The 22,275-nt window shown below is 29.0% G+C and carries 17 protein-coding genes; 9 read left to right on the top strand and 8 right to left on the bottom strand.

Annotated features, from left to right (window positions below):
* Positions 1-5: 5 nt before the first annotated feature.
* From XO10_RS06960 to ruvC, 6 genes are read right to left on the bottom strand one after another with little or no spacing between them, the layout of a single operon-like run.
* Positions 6-1,256: a hypothetical protein gene (locus XO10_RS06960; protein WP_014296871.1), complete on the bottom strand. Its 1,251-nt coding sequence runs from the start codon at positions 1,254-1,256 to the stop codon at positions 6-8.
* A complete protein-coding gene (locus tag XO10_RS06965; RefSeq protein WP_014296872.1) occupies positions 1,253-2,965 on the bottom strand; it encodes a penicillin-binding transpeptidase domain-containing protein in 1,713 nt (570 codons plus the stop codon). The genes XO10_RS06960 and XO10_RS06965 overlap by 4 nt, the downstream gene beginning before the upstream one ends.
* The gene (locus tag XO10_RS06970; RefSeq protein ID WP_075780642.1) at positions 2,946-3,356 is read right to left on the bottom strand and encodes a hypothetical protein; all 411 of its coding nucleotides are present in this window, start codon (positions 3,354-3,356) and stop codon (positions 2,946-2,948) included. The genes XO10_RS06965 and XO10_RS06970 overlap by 20 nt, the downstream gene beginning before the upstream one ends.
* Positions 3,356-4,021, bottom strand: coding sequence for a hypothetical protein (locus XO10_RS06975; RefSeq protein ID WP_171814212.1), 666 nt, complete (start codon positions 4,019-4,021; stop codon positions 3,356-3,358). Before XO10_RS06975 ends, XO10_RS06970 begins: the two co-directional genes overlap by 1 nt.
* A gap of 17 nt (positions 4,022-4,038) precedes the next feature.
* The gene (locus tag XO10_RS06980; protein ID WP_014296875.1) at positions 4,039-5,049 is read right to left on the bottom strand and encodes a rod shape-determining protein; all 1,011 of its coding nucleotides are present in this window, start codon (positions 5,047-5,049) and stop codon (positions 4,039-4,041) included.
* A 47-nt stretch (positions 5,050-5,096) separates the two neighbouring features.
* Complete coding sequence (gene ruvC / locus XO10_RS06985; RefSeq protein WP_014296876.1) at positions 5,097-5,570, bottom strand: crossover junction endodeoxyribonuclease RuvC; 474 nt, start codon at positions 5,568-5,570, stop codon at positions 5,097-5,099.
* A 187-nt stretch (positions 5,571-5,757) separates the two neighbouring features.
* Between ruvC and XO10_RS06990 the strand changes: the two genes are divergently transcribed.
* The 5 genes from XO10_RS06990 (at position 5,758) to prfB (ending at position 12,613) form a co-directional block, all read left to right on the top strand.
* On the top strand, positions 5,758-6,228 hold the full coding sequence (locus tag XO10_RS06990; RefSeq protein ID WP_014296877.1) for a hypothetical protein: 471 nt from the start codon (positions 5,758-5,760) through the stop codon (positions 6,226-6,228).
* Positions 6,229-6,248: 20 nt separating this feature from the next.
* Positions 6,249-7,589 carry a hypothetical protein gene (locus tag XO10_RS06995; RefSeq protein ID WP_014296878.1) on the top strand — a complete coding sequence of 447 codons (1,341 nt, stop codon included), beginning with the start codon at positions 6,249-6,251 and terminating at the stop codon, positions 7,587-7,589.
* Positions 7,590-7,699: 110 nt separating this feature from the next.
* Positions 7,700-9,040, top strand: a complete 1,341-nt coding sequence (locus tag XO10_RS07000) for a hypothetical protein (protein WP_175421323.1) — start codon at positions 7,700-7,702, stop codon at positions 9,038-9,040.
* 8 nt (positions 9,041-9,048) lie between these two features.
* Complete coding sequence (gene secA, locus XO10_RS07005) at positions 9,049-11,499, top strand: preprotein translocase subunit SecA (protein ID WP_014296880.1); 2,451 nt, start codon at positions 9,049-9,051, stop codon at positions 11,497-11,499.
* A 7-nt stretch (positions 11,500-11,506) separates the two neighbouring features.
* Complete coding sequence (prfB, locus tag XO10_RS07010) at positions 11,507-12,613, top strand: peptide chain release factor 2 (protein WP_175418407.1); 1,107 nt, start codon at positions 11,507-11,509, stop codon at positions 12,611-12,613.
* 35 nt (positions 12,614-12,648) lie between these two features.
* On the opposite strand, the gene XO10_RS07015 is transcribed toward prfB, so the two are convergent.
* Positions 12,649-14,019: an MATE family efflux transporter gene (locus XO10_RS07015; RefSeq protein ID WP_014296882.1), complete on the bottom strand. Its 1,371-nt coding sequence runs from the start codon at positions 14,017-14,019 to the stop codon at positions 12,649-12,651.
* Between the two features lie 56 nt (positions 14,020-14,075).
* On the bottom strand, positions 14,076-14,843 hold the full coding sequence (pgeF, locus tag XO10_RS07020) for a peptidoglycan editing factor PgeF (RefSeq protein ID WP_175421324.1): 768 nt from the start codon (positions 14,841-14,843) through the stop codon (positions 14,076-14,078).
* Between the two features lie 915 nt (positions 14,844-15,758).
* On the opposite strand from pgeF, the gene XO10_RS07025 reads away from it, so the two are divergent.
* Genes XO10_RS07025 through XO10_RS07040 form a run of 4 tightly spaced genes read left to right on the top strand, consistent with a single transcriptional unit; the run spans position 15,759 to position 22,144 of the window.
* Entirely contained in the window at positions 15,759-17,492 is a 1,734-nt protein-coding gene (locus tag XO10_RS07025) for an NAD+ synthase (protein ID WP_014296884.1), read from the top strand.
* A 4-nt stretch (positions 17,493-17,496) separates the two neighbouring features.
* Positions 17,497-18,204, top strand: a complete 708-nt coding sequence (locus XO10_RS07030; protein ID WP_014296885.1) for a hypothetical protein — start codon at positions 17,497-17,499, stop codon at positions 18,202-18,204.
* Between the two features lie 6 nt (positions 18,205-18,210).
* Positions 18,211-21,102 (top strand): N-6 DNA methylase, encoded by a 2,892-nt coding sequence (locus XO10_RS07035; RefSeq protein WP_175421325.1) that lies wholly within the window; start codon positions 18,211-18,213, stop codon positions 21,100-21,102.
* Between the two features lie 16 nt (positions 21,103-21,118).
* Entirely contained in the window at positions 21,119-22,144 is a 1,026-nt protein-coding gene (locus XO10_RS07040) for a TrkA family potassium uptake protein (protein ID WP_014296887.1), read from the top strand.
* The last annotated feature ends 131 nt before the right edge of the window (positions 22,145-22,275 follow it).

Consider the following 22,275-nt stretch of genomic DNA (forward strand, 5'->3'; position numbering starts at 1 on the left):
CCATTTTAGTAACTCATTATATTTTCTTTTAATTTTAATTCTATGAATCCTTTATCTTTAATCACTCCAAATAATTCGATATAATCCCCAAAAACCTTTTTCTCAATATTATTTAAATTGGATTTTATATTTTCAAGGTTTACAGAATATCCGGTTATTTTGATTTTGAATTTTTTAGTTGTAGTAGAGCTGTTTGTTAGATTTATCCTGTATGTTTTTTCAATGTAATCTTTTGTTCTGTATTCATTTAAAAGTATTATATCGGCTTTTACATTCCAGCCTTTTCCAAGATTTATTTCAGCATAGTCATTTATGGAAGTTTTTGTAAGCTTTGAAACTTTGTTTATAAATTCTGTTTTTCCATTTTTTGTGTATATTCTAAAATCTCCTGAAATAAGAGGAACACCTAAACCGTTTTCTTTTGAATTTAAGAACCTTCTTAAAACATCGAGGTATCTATTTTTTATTGAACCAGAATAAAAATCAAATGTAAGATACTGTATGTCTTCGTATTTCTTTATTTTACCAAGTGAAACTACTTTATTGAAATCTCCATTAAAAGGCAATATTTTTCCAATGTTTATTATTGTGGATTCATTAATTAATTGAGGTATATCATAGTTTTCTACAGGTCTTTCCATTGCAAGTGATTTTGAGTAATAATTTTCTTTAATTTGTGGTTTTGCAGTTTGTGTAAAGTTTTCATTTATTAGTATTGTATCGTATTCCTGGTTTAATCTTCCGGATATTTTATATGTTGCATATAATGTTCCGTCATCTTTCATATCATATACTATATCCCATTTCATAGGGGTGGATATTAATATTAATCCTTTAATCTTTTTTGCAGTTAGAATTTTATTATTAAAGAGTTTATTGAGATTTTCTTTTTCTGTTTTACACCACATTTTTAGATTATTATCAAAGTAATAGATAAATGCCGGATTAAATGTATCTTCTATTATAAGAGGATTTTGGTTTAATATTTTTACCCTGCCATTTATAGCTTCATGAAGTTTTTCATTGTTTCCTATTATTCTAAAAGCTACGTCCTCAGGAGCCGGGAAGGATATACTGTAATATTCGGCATTTTCTATGAAGATTACAGATTGGTCTTTTTCCAGAGAAAACTTAAAATTTTCTGTCCATGGCAATTCTTTGCTTATAATTCCAGTATTTCTAAATATCAGTAATTTATCTCCAAAAACTGAAAATGCAAACAGAATTAACAATGATAAAATTAAAATTTTTTTCATTTTTTGTTTTCCCCCTTTAAATAAAGATATTTTTCTAAAGCTTTTCGTGCTATTGGAGCAGCCACTGCGGAACCGTAGCCACCATTTTCAATAAAGGATACAATGGATACTTCTGGCGAGTTTGCAGGCATAAATCCGGCAAACCATGAATGAGGCGATTTTCCTCCCATTACTTCTGCTGTTCCAGTTTTACCAGCAACTAATTCTTTGAAGTCCTTAAAAACATGATATGCCGTTCCGCCGTTTGAACTATCACCGGGATATGTTGTAACTTCAACTAATCCCTTTAATATATTAAAATAATTAAATTCATTTATTGGATGATAAAAATCAAGATGCTTTTCAAAATTTTTAAAATTTCCTGTTATATTTGTTATATATTTGTCCATTACATGAAATCTATAGTATTTTCCCTGTGTGCTTAATATATTATATAATCGCAAAATACTTATTGGAGTAAATTGCATATATCCCTGACCTATTGAAGTTAAAACAGTTTCCCCAATATACCAGTCCTGATGGAATTTTTCCTGTTTCCATGTTCTACTTGGAAATATTGAATTGACTTCTCCTGTTAAATCTATATTTGTTTTTTTGGATAATTTAAATGCACTGGCGTATGAACTCATTGTATCAATACCGAGTTTTAGACCAAGTTCATAATAATATAAATTACATGATACACGTAAGGATTTTACAAGGTTTGTTATACCATGACCAAATATATTCCAATCATAATATTCAGCTATAATTTTTCCTGAAGAATTTTTTAGTTCAAACTTTCCATCACACATTATTGTGGATTCCGGAGAAATTCCCTCTTCCAATCCAACCAGCGCAAAAAAAGGTTTTATAACAGAACCCGGAGCATAAGTGGTAGAAATAGCCCTGTTAACCAATGGTTGCTTTGTGTCGTATAAAATTTTCTTCCATTCCCTTATTGTTAGTCCTGAAGAGAATAGATTGGGTTCTACAGAAGGATAACTTACCAACGCCAGAATATCCCCATTATTTGGGTTTGACATTATTACTGCGCCGGGTTTTTTATATTTTTCTATTTCATCATATATAAACTTTTGAAGTCTATAATCAATTGTAAGATATATATCTTTTCCTTTTATAGGCGATACTTCTTCGAGAACTTTTTTTACACGACCGCCTGGGGTTATTTTAGCTATTTGATATCCGGGTTTTCCTTCAAGAATATCATTATAAACTTTTTCTATTCCATATAATGGTTTTCCATCTGAGTTTACATAACCAACAATAGGATATATAGATTTGTCTTTATATTTCCTTACGTATTTTTCAGATATTCTAAAACCTTTAAGATTATTTAGTGTTTTAATACCAGCAGGTGTTAATTTTACAGTAATCTTTTTTTGAAATAGCAGTTTATCAATATATGTTTCAGGAGAATCACTGATTTCTGAGAATACTTTTCTTAATTTTTCATATGTTTCTTCAGAAAATGATTCATTGAAATTTTCAATTACATACTCCTTTTCATTCCAGGCCAATAAGATTCCGTTTTTATCGTATATATTTCCTCTAATTGCGTTGAGAGTGATAATTCTTGTACTTAGTTCATCAACATCACGGGCATATTTTTTATGGTTTATTATTTGCAAATATCCACTTCTCATTATTAAAAAAGCAAAGGAGATAAATATTACATAGATTATACTTCTAAAGCGTGATTCTTTCATTTTTTCCAACCCTTCCGGTTATAATAAAATGGGCTATGGCTATTAGTATATAAGAGATTATAAGTGTATAGAAATTTTTGTTTAATAATGCCAGAAAAAATAGAGGAGGAAGTGTGCTTATTATACTTCTAAAAAAACTTTTTTCTAAAAATTCCAAGAGTTTTCCAGAAGCAATTGTGATTAAAAAGAATACAATTGTCATTCCTCCAATATCATATTTGGAGGAAAAGTATATTATTGAGTATAAAAATGAGAAGAATATCAGCTTTTCGGGTTTTGTATATTGAACAATTAAAAAAACTATACCAAAGGTAAAGAAAAGTATGTCTCCAAACCATCTATCCCAGGAAACGGAAATTAATGTCATTAGTGTTATATATAAAATATCCATTATTCCACCTCTAATTCTGAAAATAGGAATATATCCGCTTGTGGAATGTCATTTTTAAAGAAATAAGAAGTATTTGATTTTATATATGCGGTCCCTTTAATATAAACTTTTGATTGAAGCCAGTTTTTATATGAAATTAAAATCTTATAATTTTTGCCATTTTCAAAAAGTTTTATGCCTTCTGGAATATGAATAATAAGATTTCCATTTCCTGTTTCCTTTATTAAAATATCGTATCCATCATATCTTCCGAAAAATTCTCTTTTTCCCCAGCCGAGCTTTTGAACAACAATTTCACCTCTTAAATTTTCTTCCACAAATCCTGAAATAATATTTTCTTTTGAAAAACATATACTGTTTTTTCTGACGTTTTTTGAACTTTTTATATATATATATCGTTCATCTTCATTTATATATATTCCAGGCGTTAAAGATAAAGATATGTTAGTTTCTTTAGTTTTTATGGAATAGCTTTTCGTGGATTCTACTATTTTATTTTCTAAAATATTTAAATAATCTCTATTTTTTATAGTTAAAAGATAATTATTTCGCAGGTCAACAAAAACAATATCCAGAGGGTAATTTACTCTGGATATAATAAAATTTATATGAGGGTATATAGTTGATATAACAGATAAAAGTATTAAAGAAATTAAGTAATACAAAAACTTTCTATTCATAATTATTTATGAAGTTTTGAAAGATTATCCAGTATTTTAACCTTATCCAACACCATTCCCGCACCTCTGGCAACAGCAGTAAGCGGATCTTCAGCAACAACAACATTAATTTTTGTTTCATGCTCAATAAGTTCTTTAAGTCCTTTTAATAAAGCACCACCACCTGAAAGGTAAATACCTTTCATAACAATATCTGTTAATAATTCAGGTGGAGTTTCTTCTACAGTTAATTTTATCTGTTCTACAATTTTTGATACAGGATTGCTTATAGCTTCCCTGATTTCATAGCCTTTTAATACAATATTTCTTGGTAATCCTGATAAAATATCCCTTCCTATAATTTCAACTTCTTCATTATCGTATTCGTCATTTGGCCAGGTATTTCCAATTTTTTTCTTGATTCTTTCAGCGGTTCTTTCTCCGATAAGAAGTCCGCTTTTTTCTTTTACATAATTTATTATTGCTTCATCTAATTCATCTCCAGCAATTCTAACGGATTTTGATAGAACAATACTTCCAAGGGAAATTACAGCAATTTCTGTTGTTCCACCGCCTATATCTACAACCATATTACCGGAAGCTTCTTCAACATTTAATCCTACACCAATAGCAGTTGCCATAGCTTCTTCTATAAGAAAAGCTTTTCCAGCACCAGCGTCCAGTGTAGCCTTATGTAAAGCATTTCTTTCAACCTCTGTTGCATCTGTTGGAATACCAACAACAACTATGGGTTTTAAAAATGTAAATGAACCAACAGAAGCATCTATGAAATATTTTAACATTGCAAGTGCTGTATTGTAATCAGCAATAACACCATCTTTCAAAGGCCTTATGGCAATAATATTTGCAGGTGTTTTTCCTATCATTTTTTTTGCTTCTTTTCCAACAGTTAAGATTTCCCTTGTATCCTTTTCTATAGCAATAACAGATGGTTCGTTAACAACAATTCCCTTTCCTTTTACATAGACCAATGTATTTGCAGTTCCTAAATCTATTCCTATATTAGCTCTCATTTTATTTCCTCCCGAAATTCATGTTTTTAATATTATATCATATTTTCTTAAAAACGTCTATAATTTCCGTGACAAAAGGCAATTGCAATGGCATCTGCTGCATCATCAGGGGTTGGTGTTTTTTTGAGGTTAAAAATTGTTTTTAACATTCTTTGTATTTGTCCCTTTTCAGCACGTCCATAACCGGTTATTGCCTGTTTTACCTGATAAGGTGTATATTCTGCAATAACTAATCCAGCCTGTTGCAGAGTTAGCAGTATTACACCGCGTGCTTCGCCAACCTGAATAGCAGTTTTTACATTTTTAAAGAAGAAAAGGCTTTCAACAGCAGCTTCATCAGGATTATATTTGTTTATTAACTCATTCATTTTTTCATATATTTCCAGTAATCTTTTGTTTAAATCTGCATTTTTATCTGTTTCTATTACTCCAAAGTCTATTAGTTTAAAGGTGTTTCCAATCTTATCAATAACTCCAAAACCAATCCTTCCATATCCAGGATCTATTCCTAATATTCTCATATTCTACTCCTTTAAATATAATATTTTTTCATTCAGATTATAACATAAAATCAATTATTTTTATTTAATTTGCTTTAATTCAAGAATAAGAGTATAATCATAATACATACATTAAAAAAATATTCAAATATTATTAACTTAAATATAGTGGCATCGCATAATAAAATAAAGGAAATGAGGTGTATTTATGAAAAAAATGGTATTTATGTTATTGGTTATAGGTGTTTTTTCAGGGATTATGTTAGGTTTTGAAATCTCAGGAAGTTATTTAAAAGAATTGTCTGGATATGAAAGAGCTTTTGTGGGTGGAAGTGTAACTATTGGTGATAAGGATATATTTGGATTGGAAATAGGTGTTTTTTCCCCGGAGGATATTATAAATACAGGTGAAATAACATATCTGCAACCAACTATCTTTTTTTTAGTCCAGATTCCAACTAAAAGAATAAAGGTATTTTCGGGAATAAGTCCAATTATTCAATATTACAATGGAGAATTTTCAATTTATTCCTATACAATGTATCTTACAAAAGCAGGAATTTCAATATATTTAGGGCCTTTTGTTATTACAGGTGGTGTTAATACAGTTTTTGACCTGTCATTTCAACAGACATTTGGAATATTTGGAGTATATGGTGAATTTGGATTAAGATTTTAAAATTAATGGAGGGAAAAATTATGAAAAGAAAAATAATTATTATAATAGGTTTAATAACCATATTTTTGTTTTTTTCATGTCAAAAAGTTGATCCGATAATGGAAAATGGAGATGTTGATGGATATGCAAATTTAAGTGATAATGTGGATAATAGCAATATTAAAGTATCAATAGAAGGTTTAGAGGCAACAGGAAATGGATTTAGTCCAGTTGATACTATAAGTACCTTAAATAAAACTAAAACAATTGAAGATGGTTATTTTTCATTGGAGAATATTCCAGAAGGGAAATATATAATAAAGGCCGAAAAGGATGGGTATTTTCCAACAAAAAAATTTATAGATATAAAAAATAATGAAAAAACGACTTTAGGAGCATCTCTGGTGTTATATCCGTTAGGAGATTATGGTACTTTAAATGGAAAAGTTAAATATATTGATAAATCAGACCAAACAGGTATTTTGTTAGAAATTAGAACGCCAGAAGGAGAACCTTTGCCCGGGATGTACACATTTTCAGACAAAAATGGAAACTATTCATTTGATTTTGTTCCTGTGGGTAATTATATAGTGTATGCAAGAGATGTCGAAGAAAACTCTGAATATTCGGCAGATGCAGCACCAATTGTTATAGAAAACGGAAAAAATACAGTGGCACCGGATTTGATATTACGTAAAGCGGCAAAACATGTTGTTATTTTTAAAGATGTAGATGCCTGGTCAGAACCAAGTGCTGTTACGGATATTTTAGATAATATAGGTTTCTCTGAAGGTAGTGGTATAAAACAATATGAAATAAAAAGTTCTGAAGATATTAATAATTTAAATTCATTTGATTCAAGTTGGGCTATAATTATCGAGGGTGATCAGACAGGTAATTTTTATGATATATATAAAACCAATATGGATAAATTTAATACTTTTGTAAGTAATGGTGGAACGTTATTCTGGATTGCCTGCGACAATGGCTGGAATGGAGGAGATTTTACAGGAACTCTTCCTGGCGGTGTAACCTGGAGAGATTATTATGATAGTTATAATGAAATAACAAATAGAACACATCCATTATTGGCAGGCTTTCCTGAAGAATCTTTAGTGGGTAATTATGCAAGTCACGGAGGTTTTGATAATTTAAGTTCGGCAGATATAATTAACCCTGTGGTATTTATAAAAGAATATTCTACAAATGAAAAATATCCAACATATATTGAATATAGATATGGAAATGGAAGGGTAATCGCTTCGACTTCTCCTCTGGAATATTATATTGGAAATTTAGCAGGGGATAGCGAATGGTATATTTTATTACTTAAGCGATCAATAGAATATACCTTTAACCTGCCCCTTACCCCAGTTGAATAAAAAATAAAATAAAATAAAAACAAAGCCGTCAGGCTTTGTTTTTATTTTATACTTTTATATCAAAAATTTTTTTGATATAATTGATTTATCAAAATTTAGAGGTGATTGTGTTGAAGAAAATCCTGATAATTATATTGATTTTTATTAATATAACCATATTTTCAATAGGGTTTGATATATCTTTTTACTGGAAATCTCCTGGAAGATTTTATTCCAGCGTATATCAGAATATACCATTTTTTAGATATTTGTATTCTAAAGAAGGTGCGGGACAGGAACAATTATATTCTTTTCTGGAAAAAAATATAGATAAAAGTCTTAAAAATGATGTTTTAAAGTTTATTAATTCGGATTTTTTATTTTTAACCAATGATACATTATCTCTGGAGAATATGTTCTGGATAATTCCTATACAGGATAGTATTAAATTTATATCTACTTTTAATGGATATATAATAACAGATTATAATGATATAGAAAAATTAATTTATTTGATAAAAAATCTTTTTAGTTATGAGGTAGAATATAATAATGGAAAATATAATATAAAACAGTTAAATTTAAAATTCCAATTAATAGCAGATCATATAATATTTTATAATGGAAAAGCAATAGACTTAACAGAAATTTTTGGGCTTTTAGATTATTTTAACGAGTTAAAATTACAGGTAACCACAAATGTATATATCCATTTTAAAAATCACAAATTTAATTTTTTTGTTGAACCTTTGCAGGAAAAATATATTCAAAAATATCCGGATACTTCTGAGGGAACAGTAACAGTTCAATATGAAAATAAAAATATCATATTTAATATTGATACAAATTTCAAAGTATTAAAAAGTACCTCGCTGAAAAAAGATTATAAAATTTTTGGTGATTCTGTTGTATATTTAAATATAGAAAAAAAAGAAAATATTTTAAATATCGCAAAGAGAATTTTTACACCAGATGACGATTATTCGCTTAATGTATTAAGATATATTCTTGAAAGCGTAAAAAATGTAGATTCAGTATATATAAGCGAATATTTTTCGAGAAAGGGTGATGGGATATCCATAATTATACCAGGTGAAGTTAACGTCGAAAAATTGGAAGAAAAATTTTCTCATTGGAACATCAAAAGTAAAAAATTGGGGAATTATACTTATTATACTATTTATTATAAAAATATTGGAGATCCGGTATATCTTTATTTAAACGAAAAACAGTTAATTATATCTTCAAATTCTCCATCTTTAATGAAATATATTATAGTAAGTTCTAAAAAGATATCAAATTTAGGAGTATTTAAAAATATTGATAATCTGGAAAATAATGTATTATATTTCTGGTATATAAATATAAATTCTTTTTTCGAGGAGTATATAGGCGATTCAGTTCCCGGTGAAGTTTTAATTTTAAATTCTGAAGAGGATAATAGATTTAAAGAGTTAATAATATTAAGGTAGGTGAAAGGATGAGTATTTTATCAAAAATATTTGATAAAAATAAAAGAACATTAAACAGATATAGAAAAACGGTGGAAAAAATAAATAAAATAGAACCGGAATATGAGAAATTATCAGATGAAGCGTTAAAGGCAAAAACTGAAGAATTTAAAAAGAGATTGGAAAATGGAGAAACGCTTGATGATTTATTAGTTGAAGCGTTTGCTACAGTAAGGGAAACGTCTAAAAGAGTATTAAATATGAGGCATTTTGATGTGCAATTAATGGGTGGTATTGCTCTACATGAAGGAAATATAGCAGAAATGAAAACAGGTGAAGGTAAGACTCTTGTTGCCACGCTTGCTGTTTATTTAAATGCATTAACAGGAAAAGGAGTACATCTTGCCACGCATAATGATTATCTTGCTAAAAGGGATGCTCAATGGATGGGGCCAATATATGAATTTCTTGGTCTCAGCGTAGGTTTTATTCAGGCAGGAATGGAGACAGCCGATAGAAAAAAAGCTTATCAATGCGATATTACATATGGAACAGCAAATGAATTTGGTTTTGATTATTTGAGGGATAATCTTGTATATGATCTTGAAGATAAAGTTCAAAGAGGACATCATTATGCAATAGTTGACGAAGCAGATAGTATTTTAATTGATGAAGCCAGAACACCGCTTATTATTTCAGGTCCTTCTGATACACCTTCACATTTATATACAAAATTTGCAGGAATTGCAAGAAAGTTGAAAAAAGACGAAGATTTTACCTTAGATGAAAAGGGTAAAGCGGTAATATTAACCGATGAAGGTATATCAAAACTTGAAAAGATGCTGGGAATTGATAACCTTTATGATCCAAAAAATATACACTTTTTATTCCATACATTAAATGCATTAAAAGCTTTATATTACTTTAGAAGAGATAAAGATTATATAATTCAGGATGGAGAAGTTATTATTGTTGATGAATTTACAGGAAGGCTTATGCATGGAAGACGTTATAGTGAAGGGCTTCATCAGGCAATTGAAGCAAAAGAAGGTGTAAAGGTTAAAGAAGAATCATTAACCTATGCAACAATTACATTCCAGAACTATTTTAGAATGTATGAAAAACTTGCTGGTATGACAGGTACTGCAAAAACAGAAGAAGATGAATTTAAACAGATATACAACTGTGATGTTGTGGTTATTCCAACAAATAAACCTGTTATAAGAAAGGATCAAAATGATTTAATATTTAGAACACAAAAGGAAAAATGGAATGCAGTTGTTTCTGAAATAAAAGAACGATATAAAAAAGGGCAACCAATGCTCGTTGGTACAACGTCAATTGAAACAAGTGAATTGCTCAGTAGCATGTTGAAAAAAGAAGGAATACCACATAATGTATTAAATGCGAAGTATCACGAAAAAGAAGCAGAAATAGTTGCACAAGCCGGTCAAAAAGGAATGATTACCATTGCAACAAATATGGCAGGTAGGGGTACAGATATAAAACTCGGTGAAGGTGTTGTAGAGCTTGGTGGTTTATATGTAATTGGTACTGAAAGGCATGAAAGTAGAAGGATTGATAATCAGCTCATAGGTAGGTCTGGAAGGCAGGGAGATCCTGGAGAATCAAGATTCTTCCTTTCATTTGAAGATGATCTATTAAGACTCTTTGGTGGTGAAAAGTTAAAGAGTATAATGGGTGCTTTAAAGATACAGGATGGAGAGCCTATAGAGCATGGATTGCTTAGTAAAATAATAAAAGATGCTCAAAAAAGGGTAGAAGGAATACATTTTTCCATAAGAAAAAGATTATTTGAATTGGATTCTATAATGGATTATCAGCGTTCTTCTATATATGCTCATAGGGATTGGATTTTATCTCAGGGTGATTATGATGATCACCTAAAGGAAATATTTGAAGATGTTGTGGATAGAATAATTGAATCTTCAATAACTGATGAAGAAACTATAGATAAAGAAGAATTAAAGAAAAAACTATTATCATATGGAATAGTTGAAAATATAGAATTTGATACAGTTGAAGAATGCAAAGATAAAATCTTTAAAATATTATGGGATAAATACAAGTCCAAGAAAGAAGAATTTGGGGAAGACTTTAAGAAAATAGCTAAATTTATAATGTTAAGAATAATTGATGAAAGATGGAGAAAACATTTAGAAGCTATAGAACATTTAAAAGAGGCTGTAAGTTTAAGAGCCTATGGTCAAAAAGATCCTACAATGGAATTTAAGAAAGAATCGTATATTATGTTTGAGGAATTAATAAACAATATATATGATGATACAGTATCGTATCTATTAAGAATAGTAAAGGTAGATACTTCAAAAGAAGAGGAAGAAACAAAGAAGAAGATACATCAATTAAACTTTGTGCATAATGATGGTAGCGTTATTAATAGAGAAGAAAAAAGAAAGCAAAATAAAAAATCCCACAAAAGAATTAGAGTGAAGAGGTGAAACGACGATGCTCGATTATGAAGTAAAAGTGAAAATAGACGAGCTTAAGGAGAAGTTTGAAAATCTAAAGAATCTTTTTAATATTGAAAAAACAACTGCTAGAATATCTGAATTAGAGAATAAAATGACAGATCCTGATTTCTGGAATGATCAAAAAAAGGCAGAAAAAATTTCTCGTGAATTGCAACATTTAAAACATGAAATGGAAGAGTTCAATAATTTATCTTCATTGTTTGATGATTTAGCGGTTGCTATAGAATTTGGCGAAGAGGATCCTTCAATGAAAGAACAGGCAATGGAGATATTAGGAGAGATAGAAAAAAAGGTTAAGGATTTTGAATTGGCAATGCTACTTTCTGGCAAATACGATTCAAACAATGTTTATCTTACAATTCATCCTGGTGCAGGTGGAACAGAATCTCAGGATTGGGCTGATATGTTGCTTAGAATGTATACCAGATGGGCAGAAAAAAACAGTTACAAATTGGAAATTATAGACTATCTACCTGGTGATGAAGCAGGTATAAAAAGTGTAACTGTAAAAATTAGCGGTCCATTTGCATATGGTAAATTAAAATATGAGTCTGGTGTTCATAGGTTGGTAAGAGTTTCGCCATTTGATGCGGCAAATAGGAGACATACATCTTTTGCTTCTGTTTCTGTGACACCTGAAATAGATGAAGAAATAGATATTGAAATAAGGCCAGATGATTTGAAAATAGATACATATAGGGCTGGAGGTGCTGGTGGGCAGCACGTTAACAAGACAGACTCTGCAGTTAGAATTACTCATTTACCTACAGGTATTGTTGTTGCATGTCAAAATGAAAGATCGCAGCATCAAAATAAGGCAACAGCCATGCAGATTTTAAAGGCAAGATTATATGAATTGGAAATGCAGAAGAAAATGGAAGAAAAGATGAAATTAATGGGAGATGTTAAGGATATTTCATGGGGTAATCAAATTAGATCTTATGTGCTTTATCCATATAAAATGGTAAAGGATCATAGAACTAATTATGAAACATCAAATTCAGATGCGGTTTTAGATGGAGAACTTGACGGATTTATAGAAGCAGAACTTTTATACTTTGCACAATTGAATAAAGAATAATATAAAAAATGCCCGATTTTTTCGGGCATTTTGTTTTATATAATGCTTTTTCGCCAGTTTCCAAATTTAACGAAAAGCCATGCTAATATCATGGCAAGTATATTGCTTATAATCATAGCATAGAATAAACCTAAAAACCCCCATTTTTGAGACATTAAAGCAATGAGCGGTATTCTAATTCCCCATAATCTGGTAATATTTATTATCATTGACTGCCCTGTTTTTCCAGCGCCTACAAGGGTATTTACAAAAACACTCATAGATGCAAAAAACGGAAGTGAAAAAGAAACATACTTAAAGAATATGTCCCCTATTTTTATAACCTCAGGTTCATTTATAAAGAACTTTGTTAAATGACCGCCAAAGAAAAATGTAAATGTACTCAATACTGTAATTATTAAAAAGTTAGTTATAAAAGCAGTTTTTACAGTTTTTTCAGCATTTTCTATTTCATTAGCCCCTAAAAATTGACCAACCATTGTGGTAACAGCGGAGCCAATACCAAAGGAGATCATGGTTATTAAATTTATTATTCTGTTTCCTATTCCATAAGCGCTTACTATAACAGGTCCAAATGAAGATACAAATTTCATAATAACAGCAAATCCAATTGAAGTGATAGTATAACTTAAAGAACCCGGGAAACCTATAAATAATATTTTCTTTATAATCTCAATATCAGGTTTTAAATCTTCTATATTAATTTTAAATCCTCTTTCTCCCTTGAATACAAGGTAGGATGAAACAACACCTGTAATAAACCTTGAAATTGTTGTTGCCCATGCAGCACCAGCAACGCCCATTTCCGGTATTAACCAGAATCCAAATATAAATATAGGGTCAAGTATTATATTAATAATAGTAGAGTAGAACATCATGTGCATTGAAAATTTTGAATCGCCCCAACCTCTTAATATAGAAGAAGAAATATTAAATAAAAATCCAAATGGCATACCAATCATAATTATATTAAAATATCTTATGGCATATGGAATAACTTCAGCACTTTTTTCACCTGTTATTGCATGTATTATTTGATTTGAAAACAGAATCCCAATTGTGGACAGGATTAATCCAAGGATTATTGATACAACATAAGCCTGTCCCGCAGTTTTTTGTGACATCTTTTTATTTTTTGCGCCGGTATATTGCGAAACAAGGGTTACAGTAGCATTTGAAAATCCTATTGTAAAAGAAATAAATACAAATACCAGAGGCCATGTGATGGTGGTTGCTGAAAATTCTACTTTTCCTAACTTGCCAAGAAAATATGCATCAACTATGTTATATAGTGTTTGCATTAAATTGGAAACAATCATTGGCCATGACAATAAAAATAAAGAACTTAATATGGATCTCGAGAATATATCAACCCTGTGATTTTTTTTAATAGTAGCTTTAGACAATTTCAAAACCTCCAGACAAACAGTTAGTCTTACGAACTATTATATCAGAATAATTTTTATTTGTCAATTAATCCCATTATTGCAGCCATTCTTCCGGAGGTTTTTTCTTTTCTATATGAGAAAAACAAGTCTGCTCTTTTATATGTATCAAGATTAGAAGATTCAATATTATTTTCTGGAATACCAGATTCAATAAGCTGGTATTTTATAGTCTTCCATATATCGATGTATATTTTGCCGGATTTTCTTATTATAATGTCGTTATAGTTAAATACCTTTTCAAATAATGATTTTACATCGTCTTTTACTTCAAAGGATTCTGGTCCTATTGAGGGACCAATACCAACTAATATATCTGAAGGGTTGGAATTGAAATTAGTTACCATGGTGTTTATAGTTTTTTGTGCAATTCTTTTTAGGGTTCCTTTCCAGCCAGAATGAGCCAATGCGATTATTTCTTTTTTATAATCGTAGAAATATATTGGAGTGCAATCTGCATAATATGTAACTAAGAAGATGTTTTTTTCATTGGTTATTAATCCATCTATTTCTTTTATGGAATCACTATTTTGGGTTATTATTTTTATTTTATTGTCATGAACCTGATCTGAAAAGACTAAGTTTTCTGGAGGGATATTGAATATTCTGCACAGCGTTGAATAGTTGTTTTTTATTTGTATATCTGAATCTAATAGTCTTTTGTTGAGATTAAAATCATTGGTGTTTTTGTATATTCTTGTTGTGAATAGATGAAAGAGGTTGTTGAATTTTTCGAAATGAGAGAATGTAAGGAATTTAAGGCCTTCTTTTTCTTTTAATAACATATATAATCAGCTCCTTAATGCTATTTTTTACTATTATAATAGCATATTCCTACCGAGCGTTGCAAACTCACGGTTATGATTGTTCTTTTTGTGTTTGATTGAAAAAAATAAAAATAATGTTCATTCAAACGGCAAGAATTTCTGATCCTTGCTCCATTTGAAAATTCTTTGTGTTGGAAAAAATAAAAGCTTGTTCAGGCGACTTGAGTGCTGATCTTCGAAAATTGTTCGTTCTCAGGGGTCGTTGCAGACTCACATCCATGTTCGTCTTCACTCAAAATCACATCCGTGTGATTTTGACCCCTTCCACTCACAATTTTCTCAGGCACTCTGCGAGCCTTCACTCGCTTTTATTTTTTCCAACTATTCTGTAATCCCCGCTGCGGGAAATTCTTAGTCTTCGTTCATATTATTTTTCTACTTTCTATTATACAATCAGGCACTCTGCGAGCCTTCACTCGCTTTTATTTTTTCCAACTATCCTGTAATCCCCGCTGCGGGAAATTCTTAGTCTTCACTCATATTATTATTTTTATTTTCTTTATTAGATTATATTAAAATAAGTAAAACATAAAAGAAAATTGAATAAAAAGATGAACGAATGCTCGAAGATTGCCCGAAAAAACTGCGAATGAAGAGGGACAAAAAAACAGGATGTTTTTTTGAGCGAAGCTTCCACAGGGATGGGGAATCTGAGCGCCCCAGCGTATATGAGCAGTTTTTGAGGATTAGCAATCGAGTCGCATGAGTGAATCTTTTTATGAAGTTTTCTACAATAAATATTTTTAAGGAATTTTTGTTTTTTTATTTGGTTTGTGAAAAAGTGGAAGTTGTGATTTTTAAGTCTTTACTCATGAGTATTATAATGGTATAATAAAATTAATAAATTAAATAATTATAAAAGAGGTGTATGTTATGAGGTTGAGAATAGGATTGGCACAATTAAATGCCCATGTGGGAAATTTAAAAGGGAATCTTGATAAGGCTAAGAATGCTCTTGATATCGCACAGGAAAATAAGGCTGATATACTTGTTTTTCCAGAATTATTTCTTGTTGGTTATCCACCTGAAGATCTTGTTTTAAAAACAGGATTTTTAGACGACACAAAAAAATCACTAAATGATTTTATTTCATATTCTAAAGGTAAAGAAACAATTTCTGTAATTGGTAATCTTGATTTTGATGTGGATGCATATAATTCAGCATATGTTGTGTATAATGGAAAAGAATCAGCAAAGTATCATAAAATATATTTGCCAAATTATTCTGTTTTCGATGAGAAAAGATATTTTTCACCCGGGCATAGCCCTTTAATGATAGAACTTGAAAATAAATTAAAAATAGGGGTTACTGTTTGTGAAGATATATGGGTACCAAATGGTCCTGCTGTTGATCTTGCTGAAATGGGGGCACATGTAATAGTAAATATTTCAGCATCTCCATATACCAAAGGAAAACCAGAAAGTAGATTGGAAATGCTTAAAACAAGAGCAGCAGAATTATCTACATGGTTAGTATATGTAAACCTTGTTGGAGGTCAGGATGAAATAGTATTTGATGGCGGTAGCGTGGTAATAAATCCATTTGGGGAAGTTGTGCATTCATTACCATTATTTGAAGAAAAAATAGAGTTTATTGATATTGATCCTATTTCTTCAACAAGAGCTAATTTAAGAGAAGCTAAAAGAAGACATTTAATATATGAAAATCACAATGTTGAAGTTATTAAAATAAATAAAACAATAGAAAAGAAGGACAACGTTTATAAAGGAAACAAAAAGGTATTATTACTTGAAAGATATGAAGAGATATACAATGCTTTAAAACTTGGATTAAAAGATTATATTCATAAAAATGGTTTTAGCAAAGTGGTTTTAGGATTAAGTGGAGGTATGGATTCAGCATTTGTTGCAGCATTGGCAGCAGATGCATTGGGTGCTGAGAATGTTCTTGGCATTTTAATGCCTTCACAGTATTCTTCAAGAGGAAGTATAAAGGATTCATATGATCTTGCAAAAAATCTCGGTATAAAAACGCATACAATTCCAATTAGAAGAACATTTGAAAGTTTATTAAAAGAATTAGATGCAGCTTTTAGTGGATTACCAATGAATGTAGCTGAGGAAAATATTCAGGCAAGGATTAGAGGAACTATTGTTATGGCTTTTTCAAATAAATTTGGCCATATTGCCCTTGCAACTGGAAATAAAAGTGAAGTTGCAACAGGTTATGCAACATTATATGGAGATATGGCTGGTGGATTATCGCCAATAAAAGATGTATATAAAACCGAAGTATATAAGTTAGCGGAATATTTTAATAGAATAAAGGGAAGTTGGGTTATACCTGAAAATGTATTTATTAAAGCGCCATCAGCTGAATTGAGACCTGATCAAACAGATCAGGATAAATTACCACCATATGAGATATTAGATGCAATTCTTGAAAGGTATATTGAATATGAAATGAGTATAGATGAAATAACAGAAGATGGATTTGATGTTGAAACTGTAAAGTACGTTGTTAAATTAGTTGATATTAATGAATATAAAAGACGTCAGGGAGCGCCTGGTATAAAAGTAACTCAAAGAGCATTTGGAAAGGATAGAAGAATGCCAATAACAAATGGATATAAGGTATGGTGGTAATAGAATGAGATTACCAAACAATGAAAAGAAAAAGAATTTTAAATCATTTTTATTTATATTTGGGATTTTATTTGCTGTATATTTTGTTATATGGTTTGTCTGGGATGAATTTGAATATGTAATTAATGAATTTACAATTTTACCTCATTTAAGATTGGCTAAAAAAGATTGGGATGAAATGTATTTTGATGAGGGGTATATAGAAACCAATGATGGTAATATTGAAATTATAAAAAGGGGCGATACCACTTTTTTAATAAAATATAAAAATCTGGAATTGGAAGAAAGAGGATTTAAATATTTTAATGTTAGATATATAGAAAATGGAGTATTACTATCTTTTCCGGCTTTTTATATTAGAGGAATAAAAAATATCTATTTTTATAATAATAAAATATATGAATTTTATAAAGTGCCTATTGATTTGATAGATTGTTATGATGAACTTTTTACAAAGTTTCTGCTTGGGCAATATAAAAAGATAAATGAAAATGATTTACCTGAAGAGTTAAAAAATGGTTTAAAAGAAAATGTAATTTATATCAGTTCTAAGTATACCAATTTCGTAATTGAAAATATTGAAAACATCTATAAAATAGATGATTATAAATACCTATTCGAAAAGGAAACAGAGCTTTTCAAAGAATATTATATTATAAATATAGAACATAAAAACTATATTTTGAGGATATATTTAGTGGAAAAAAGGTGAAATAGTATGTATAAAAACCTGAAAAACAGCATTTTAGAATCAAAAAAAACGCTAAAGGAGTTTATTATTAAAAACATAGAAAATTTTAAAAAGGAAAATTTAATAATCAGGGAATTTTTAGCAAAGGATAATAATAAAGAAAAATTTATAAATGAAATAACCTTCAACATATTAAGTAAGATTATATCTTCAAAATTATTATATAAAAAAGGCATATTAAAAAATGCGTATGATTACAATGAATTAAAACGATATATACCAGAATTATTTGATGAATTATATAATATAAAAATTGAAGAAAAATTATTAAAAAAAATACATAATAATTTTAGTAGTGTAGAAGATTGGGATAAAGATGATATTCTGGGATGGGCATATCAATATTACAATCTTGATGAAAATATTCCGAAGATACATAAACAATCTCAATTTTATACACCTGAGTGGATAATAGAATATCTTGTTGACAATACATTGACAAAATATTATTGCGAAATCTATGATGATTCTGAAATAGCTAATAAATACAAAATACAATATAAGAAACAAGAAAGAGAAATAAAACTTGAAAATATAAAAATTATAGATCCCGCTTGTGGAAGCGGACATTTTTTAATAAAAGTATATAACCGCTTAAAAGAATTTTATGAAAAACAGGGATATAAGAAAGAAGAATATATAAAGTTTATACTGGAAAAAAATATTTATGGTATAGATATAGATGAAAAAGGTGTTGAAATAGCAAAGACAATTCTGAAAATAAAAGCACTGGAAGATGGATATATTAAACCAATAAATTTTAATATAGTTTCTACAAACTTTGATATTGTAAAAGAAGAAGATATTGAAGATATAGAGTTTAAGGAGATATTAAAATCTATAAAAAATGAAATTTCTGGATATAAAGAATTAGGGAGTTTAATAACTCTTTCAAAAGAAAATAGAGAAAAGATAATAAAAAAATATGAAAAATATTCATTATTTACAGAAAAAACAGTTTTAGAAAAACATTATGCAGAAAAAATGAAAAAATATTTGATAATATTATCTCTAAACTATGATATAGTTATATCCAATCCTCCTTATGCAGATTCTCATGATTATACGCCAGAATTGAGAAAACTTATAAGAGAAAGATACTTTGATTTTAGAAAAAACCTGTATTCGTGCTTTATAAAAAGAAATTATGATTTTTTAAGAGATGGCGGATTGCTTGGTATGATAACCCCACAAACCTTTATGTTTATTAGCAGTTATGAAGATTTAAGAAAGTTTATAATAAAAAATATGCATATAGAATCTCTTGTTCATTTTGGTCTTGGAGGCGTATTTGAAGATGCACTTGTTGATACCGCCATGTATATTCTTAGAAAAGAAAAAGGGAATAAAGAAAATAAAAGTTTATTTATAGATTTAAGGGATATAGATTATAACAAAAAGAAGGAAGTATTAGATAACATAATAAAAAAAGGAAAAGAAATAAAATATATATATTATGAAAATCAAAACGAATTTAAAAAAATACCGGGCTATCCATTTGTATATTGGATAAATGAAGAAGTAAAAAAAATCTTTGAATATGAGAAATTAATAAATTTTGCTGATGTTAGGCAGGGAATTGCAACAGGTGACAATAAAAGATTTTTAAGATATCATTGGGAAGTTCCTCGTGAAGAGATAAGTTTTAACCACAAAAAAGATGGTAAAAAATGGGTTCCGTATGCAAAAGGAGGACCTTATAATAAATGGTATGGGAATTTATGGTGGGTAATAGCCTTTGATGAAGAGAATTATAAACTTTTAAAAAAAATGGGAAATCATTTACCTAACAGACAATACTATTTTAAATCAGGAATAACCTATTCTATGACAACATCAAAAGGGCCAACATTCAGATTATTACCTGAAAATTTTTTATTCGATTGTAAAGGAAGTAGCATATTTACTGATAATGAAAATTTTAAATTTGCATTACTGGGATTTTTAAATAGCAAATTAGCTTTTTATATATATAGATTTATAGCAGGAAGTGTAGATCTTGAAGTTGGAGATCTGAAAAATATTCCTATTGCTCCAGGATTATATAAAAATTCAAAAAAAGAAAAAATGCTCATTAAAGCTGTAAAATTAATAATAGCAATAAAAAAACAATTAATTGAAACATCTCCTCTTGAACTTCATTATATAGAATCACCTCTTCATTCAATAAAGGAAATGCAAAATTTTGAAAATAAAGTAATAAAATACACAAAGCAAAAATATTTGCTGGAATTATATATTACAATACTTGAAGGGTTTATAGAAAAAACAATCTTTCAAATATATGGAATAAAGAAAAAAACAATAGAAGAAATATTAAATCAAGAAGGTATTCCTGAAATATGGATTGGTCATATAGAAGATGAAATATCTTTTGATATTTCAATTTTAAAAAATAAGTATTTAAATGAATTCAATATAAAAGAGCAGGATATACTTATGCTTCAAAAAGAAATAAATAGATTCTTAAAAACAAGAAAAGATAAAAATAAAAAAATAGAAAGAAAAGAATTTGAAGAAGTTTATCTTTCTAAAAATAGAAAAAATAATGAAGGAAAAATAAAAAGACTTTCGAGGGTATTGAATACAAATCCATTAATAGTGTATAATAATATTAATAATCAATTAATATTAAAAGAAAAAGAATATATAAGAGAGCTTATATTCCTTGCCATAAATCATGAATATATAAAAGAAAAAGGGAATATTGAATATATAAAAGAAAAAATCAACAGTCTTGGAATTACAGAAGAAATACTAAAAAAATATTCGAAAATTAAAGATTTAGAAGAATATATTAGCGAAAAAATACTTTTAGATCAAAAAAAATATTTTAAAAAAAGAGTTCCGTATATATGAACATGGAGGGGAGGAAATGGAAGAATATAAGAAATTTTTCAGGCAAATAACAGTATCAATAGCAATTATAATGATAATATTTGTAATAGGGATAATAGGTTTTATGATACTTGAAAAGTGGAGTTTCTTTGATGCTTTTTATGTAACAGCAATAACCCTCTCCACAGTGGGATATGAAATGCCGTATAAAATATCCAATGTAACAAAGGTTTTTGATGCGTTGTTAATATTTTCAGGTATATCTGTAGTATTATATTTAATATCCTCTCTAACAGCGTTATTTGTAGAAGGAGACTTTAAAAAAATATTGGGGGTTTTGAAAATGATGAAAAGATTGGAAAATATTTCTGATCACTATATTGTTGTTGGTGGTGGAAAAACTGGAGAATATATAATTGATGATTTTATGAAAAACGGTGTTCCGCATGTAGTAATAGAAGATGATGAAAAAAAGATAGAAAAACTATTGTCTCGTGATGAATATAAAGATCTAAATTACATAATAGGAGATGCCAAAGAAGAAGATGTGCTAATCAAGGCAAATATATTTGATGCAAAAGGATTATTGCTTACATTGCCAAGTGATATAGATAACCTGTATATTGCACTTACTGCGAAAACATTAAATCCAGCATTATATGTTGTTTCAAGAGCAAATGACGCAGAAGAATTAAGAAAATTATTATATGCCGGTGTAGATAATGTAATATTGCCACCTGAAATAACAGGAAAAAGAATGTCATCCATGGTGTTAAGACCTAATGTATTATCATTCTTCGAAAGTTTTCAGATGGATTTTGGAGAAAACTTCAATTTTGAAGAAGTAAAAATACCGGATAATAGCTGGATGATAGGAAAAAAATTAAGAGAATTGGAAATTCCTAAAAAAATAGATCTGGTTGTTATAGCAGTAAGAAATAATAGGAAAACACAGTTTAATCCGAAATCAGAGTTAGTTATAAAAAAAGGTGATTCGTTGGTTGTAATTGGTGATAAGGAAAAAATAGAAAAATTAAAACATTATGTTATAATGCAGGAATAAAGCTTATTATAGAAAACAAACAACGAAAAAAAGAAATCAATTCACTAACGCTTAACGAAATTAACAGATTTGTAAGTTGACAAATGGGAAGAAAGGTGGTAATATATATACTCGGACGCGGGTGAGAGCGT

The sequence above is a fragment of the Marinitoga sp. 1135 genome (genome assembly GCF_013363245.1).
Lineage (GTDB): Bacteria > Thermotogota > Thermotogae > Petrotogales > Petrotogaceae > Marinitoga > Marinitoga piezophila.

Coding starts and splice junctions, on each gene's coding strand:
- XO10_RS06960 (WP_014296871.1), bottom strand. CDS start 1,256: ATGAAAAAAATTTTAATTTTATCATTGTTAATTCTGTTTGCATTTTCA.
- XO10_RS06965 (WP_014296872.1), bottom strand. CDS start 2,965: ATGAAAGAATCACGCTTTAGAAGTATAATCTATGTAATATTTATCTCC.
- XO10_RS06970 (WP_075780642.1), bottom strand. CDS start 3,356: ATGGATATTTTATATATAACACTAATGACATTAATTTCCGTTTCCTGG.
- XO10_RS06980 (WP_014296875.1), bottom strand. CDS start 5,049: ATGAGAGCTAATATAGGAATAGATTTAGGAACTGCAAATACATTGGTC.
- ruvC (WP_014296876.1), bottom strand. CDS start 5,570: ATGAGAATATTAGGAATAGATCCTGGATATGGAAGGATTGGTTTTGGA.
- XO10_RS06990 (WP_014296877.1), top strand. CDS start 5,758: ATGAAAAAAATGGTATTTATGTTATTGGTTATAGGTGTTTTTTCAGGG.
- XO10_RS06995 (WP_014296878.1), top strand. CDS start 6,249: ATGAAAAGAAAAATAATTATTATAATAGGTTTAATAACCATATTTTTG.
- secA (WP_014296880.1), top strand. CDS start 9,049: ATGAGTATTTTATCAAAAATATTTGATAAAAATAAAAGAACATTAAAC.
- prfB (WP_175418407.1), top strand. CDS start 11,507: ATGCTCGATTATGAAGTAAAAGTGAAAATAGACGAGCTTAAGGAGAAG.
- pgeF (WP_175421324.1), bottom strand. CDS start 14,843: ATGTTATTAAAAGAAAAAGAAGGCCTTAAATTCCTTACATTCTCTCAT.
- XO10_RS07025 (WP_014296884.1), top strand. CDS start 15,759: ATGAGGTTGAGAATAGGATTGGCACAATTAAATGCCCATGTGGGAAAT.
- XO10_RS07030 (WP_014296885.1), top strand. CDS start 17,497: ATGAGATTACCAAACAATGAAAAGAAAAAGAATTTTAAATCATTTTTA.
- XO10_RS07035 (WP_175421325.1), top strand. CDS start 18,211: ATGTATAAAAACCTGAAAAACAGCATTTTAGAATCAAAAAAAACGCTA.
- XO10_RS07040 (WP_014296887.1), top strand. CDS start 21,119: ATGGAAGAATATAAGAAATTTTTCAGGCAAATAACAGTATCAATAGCA.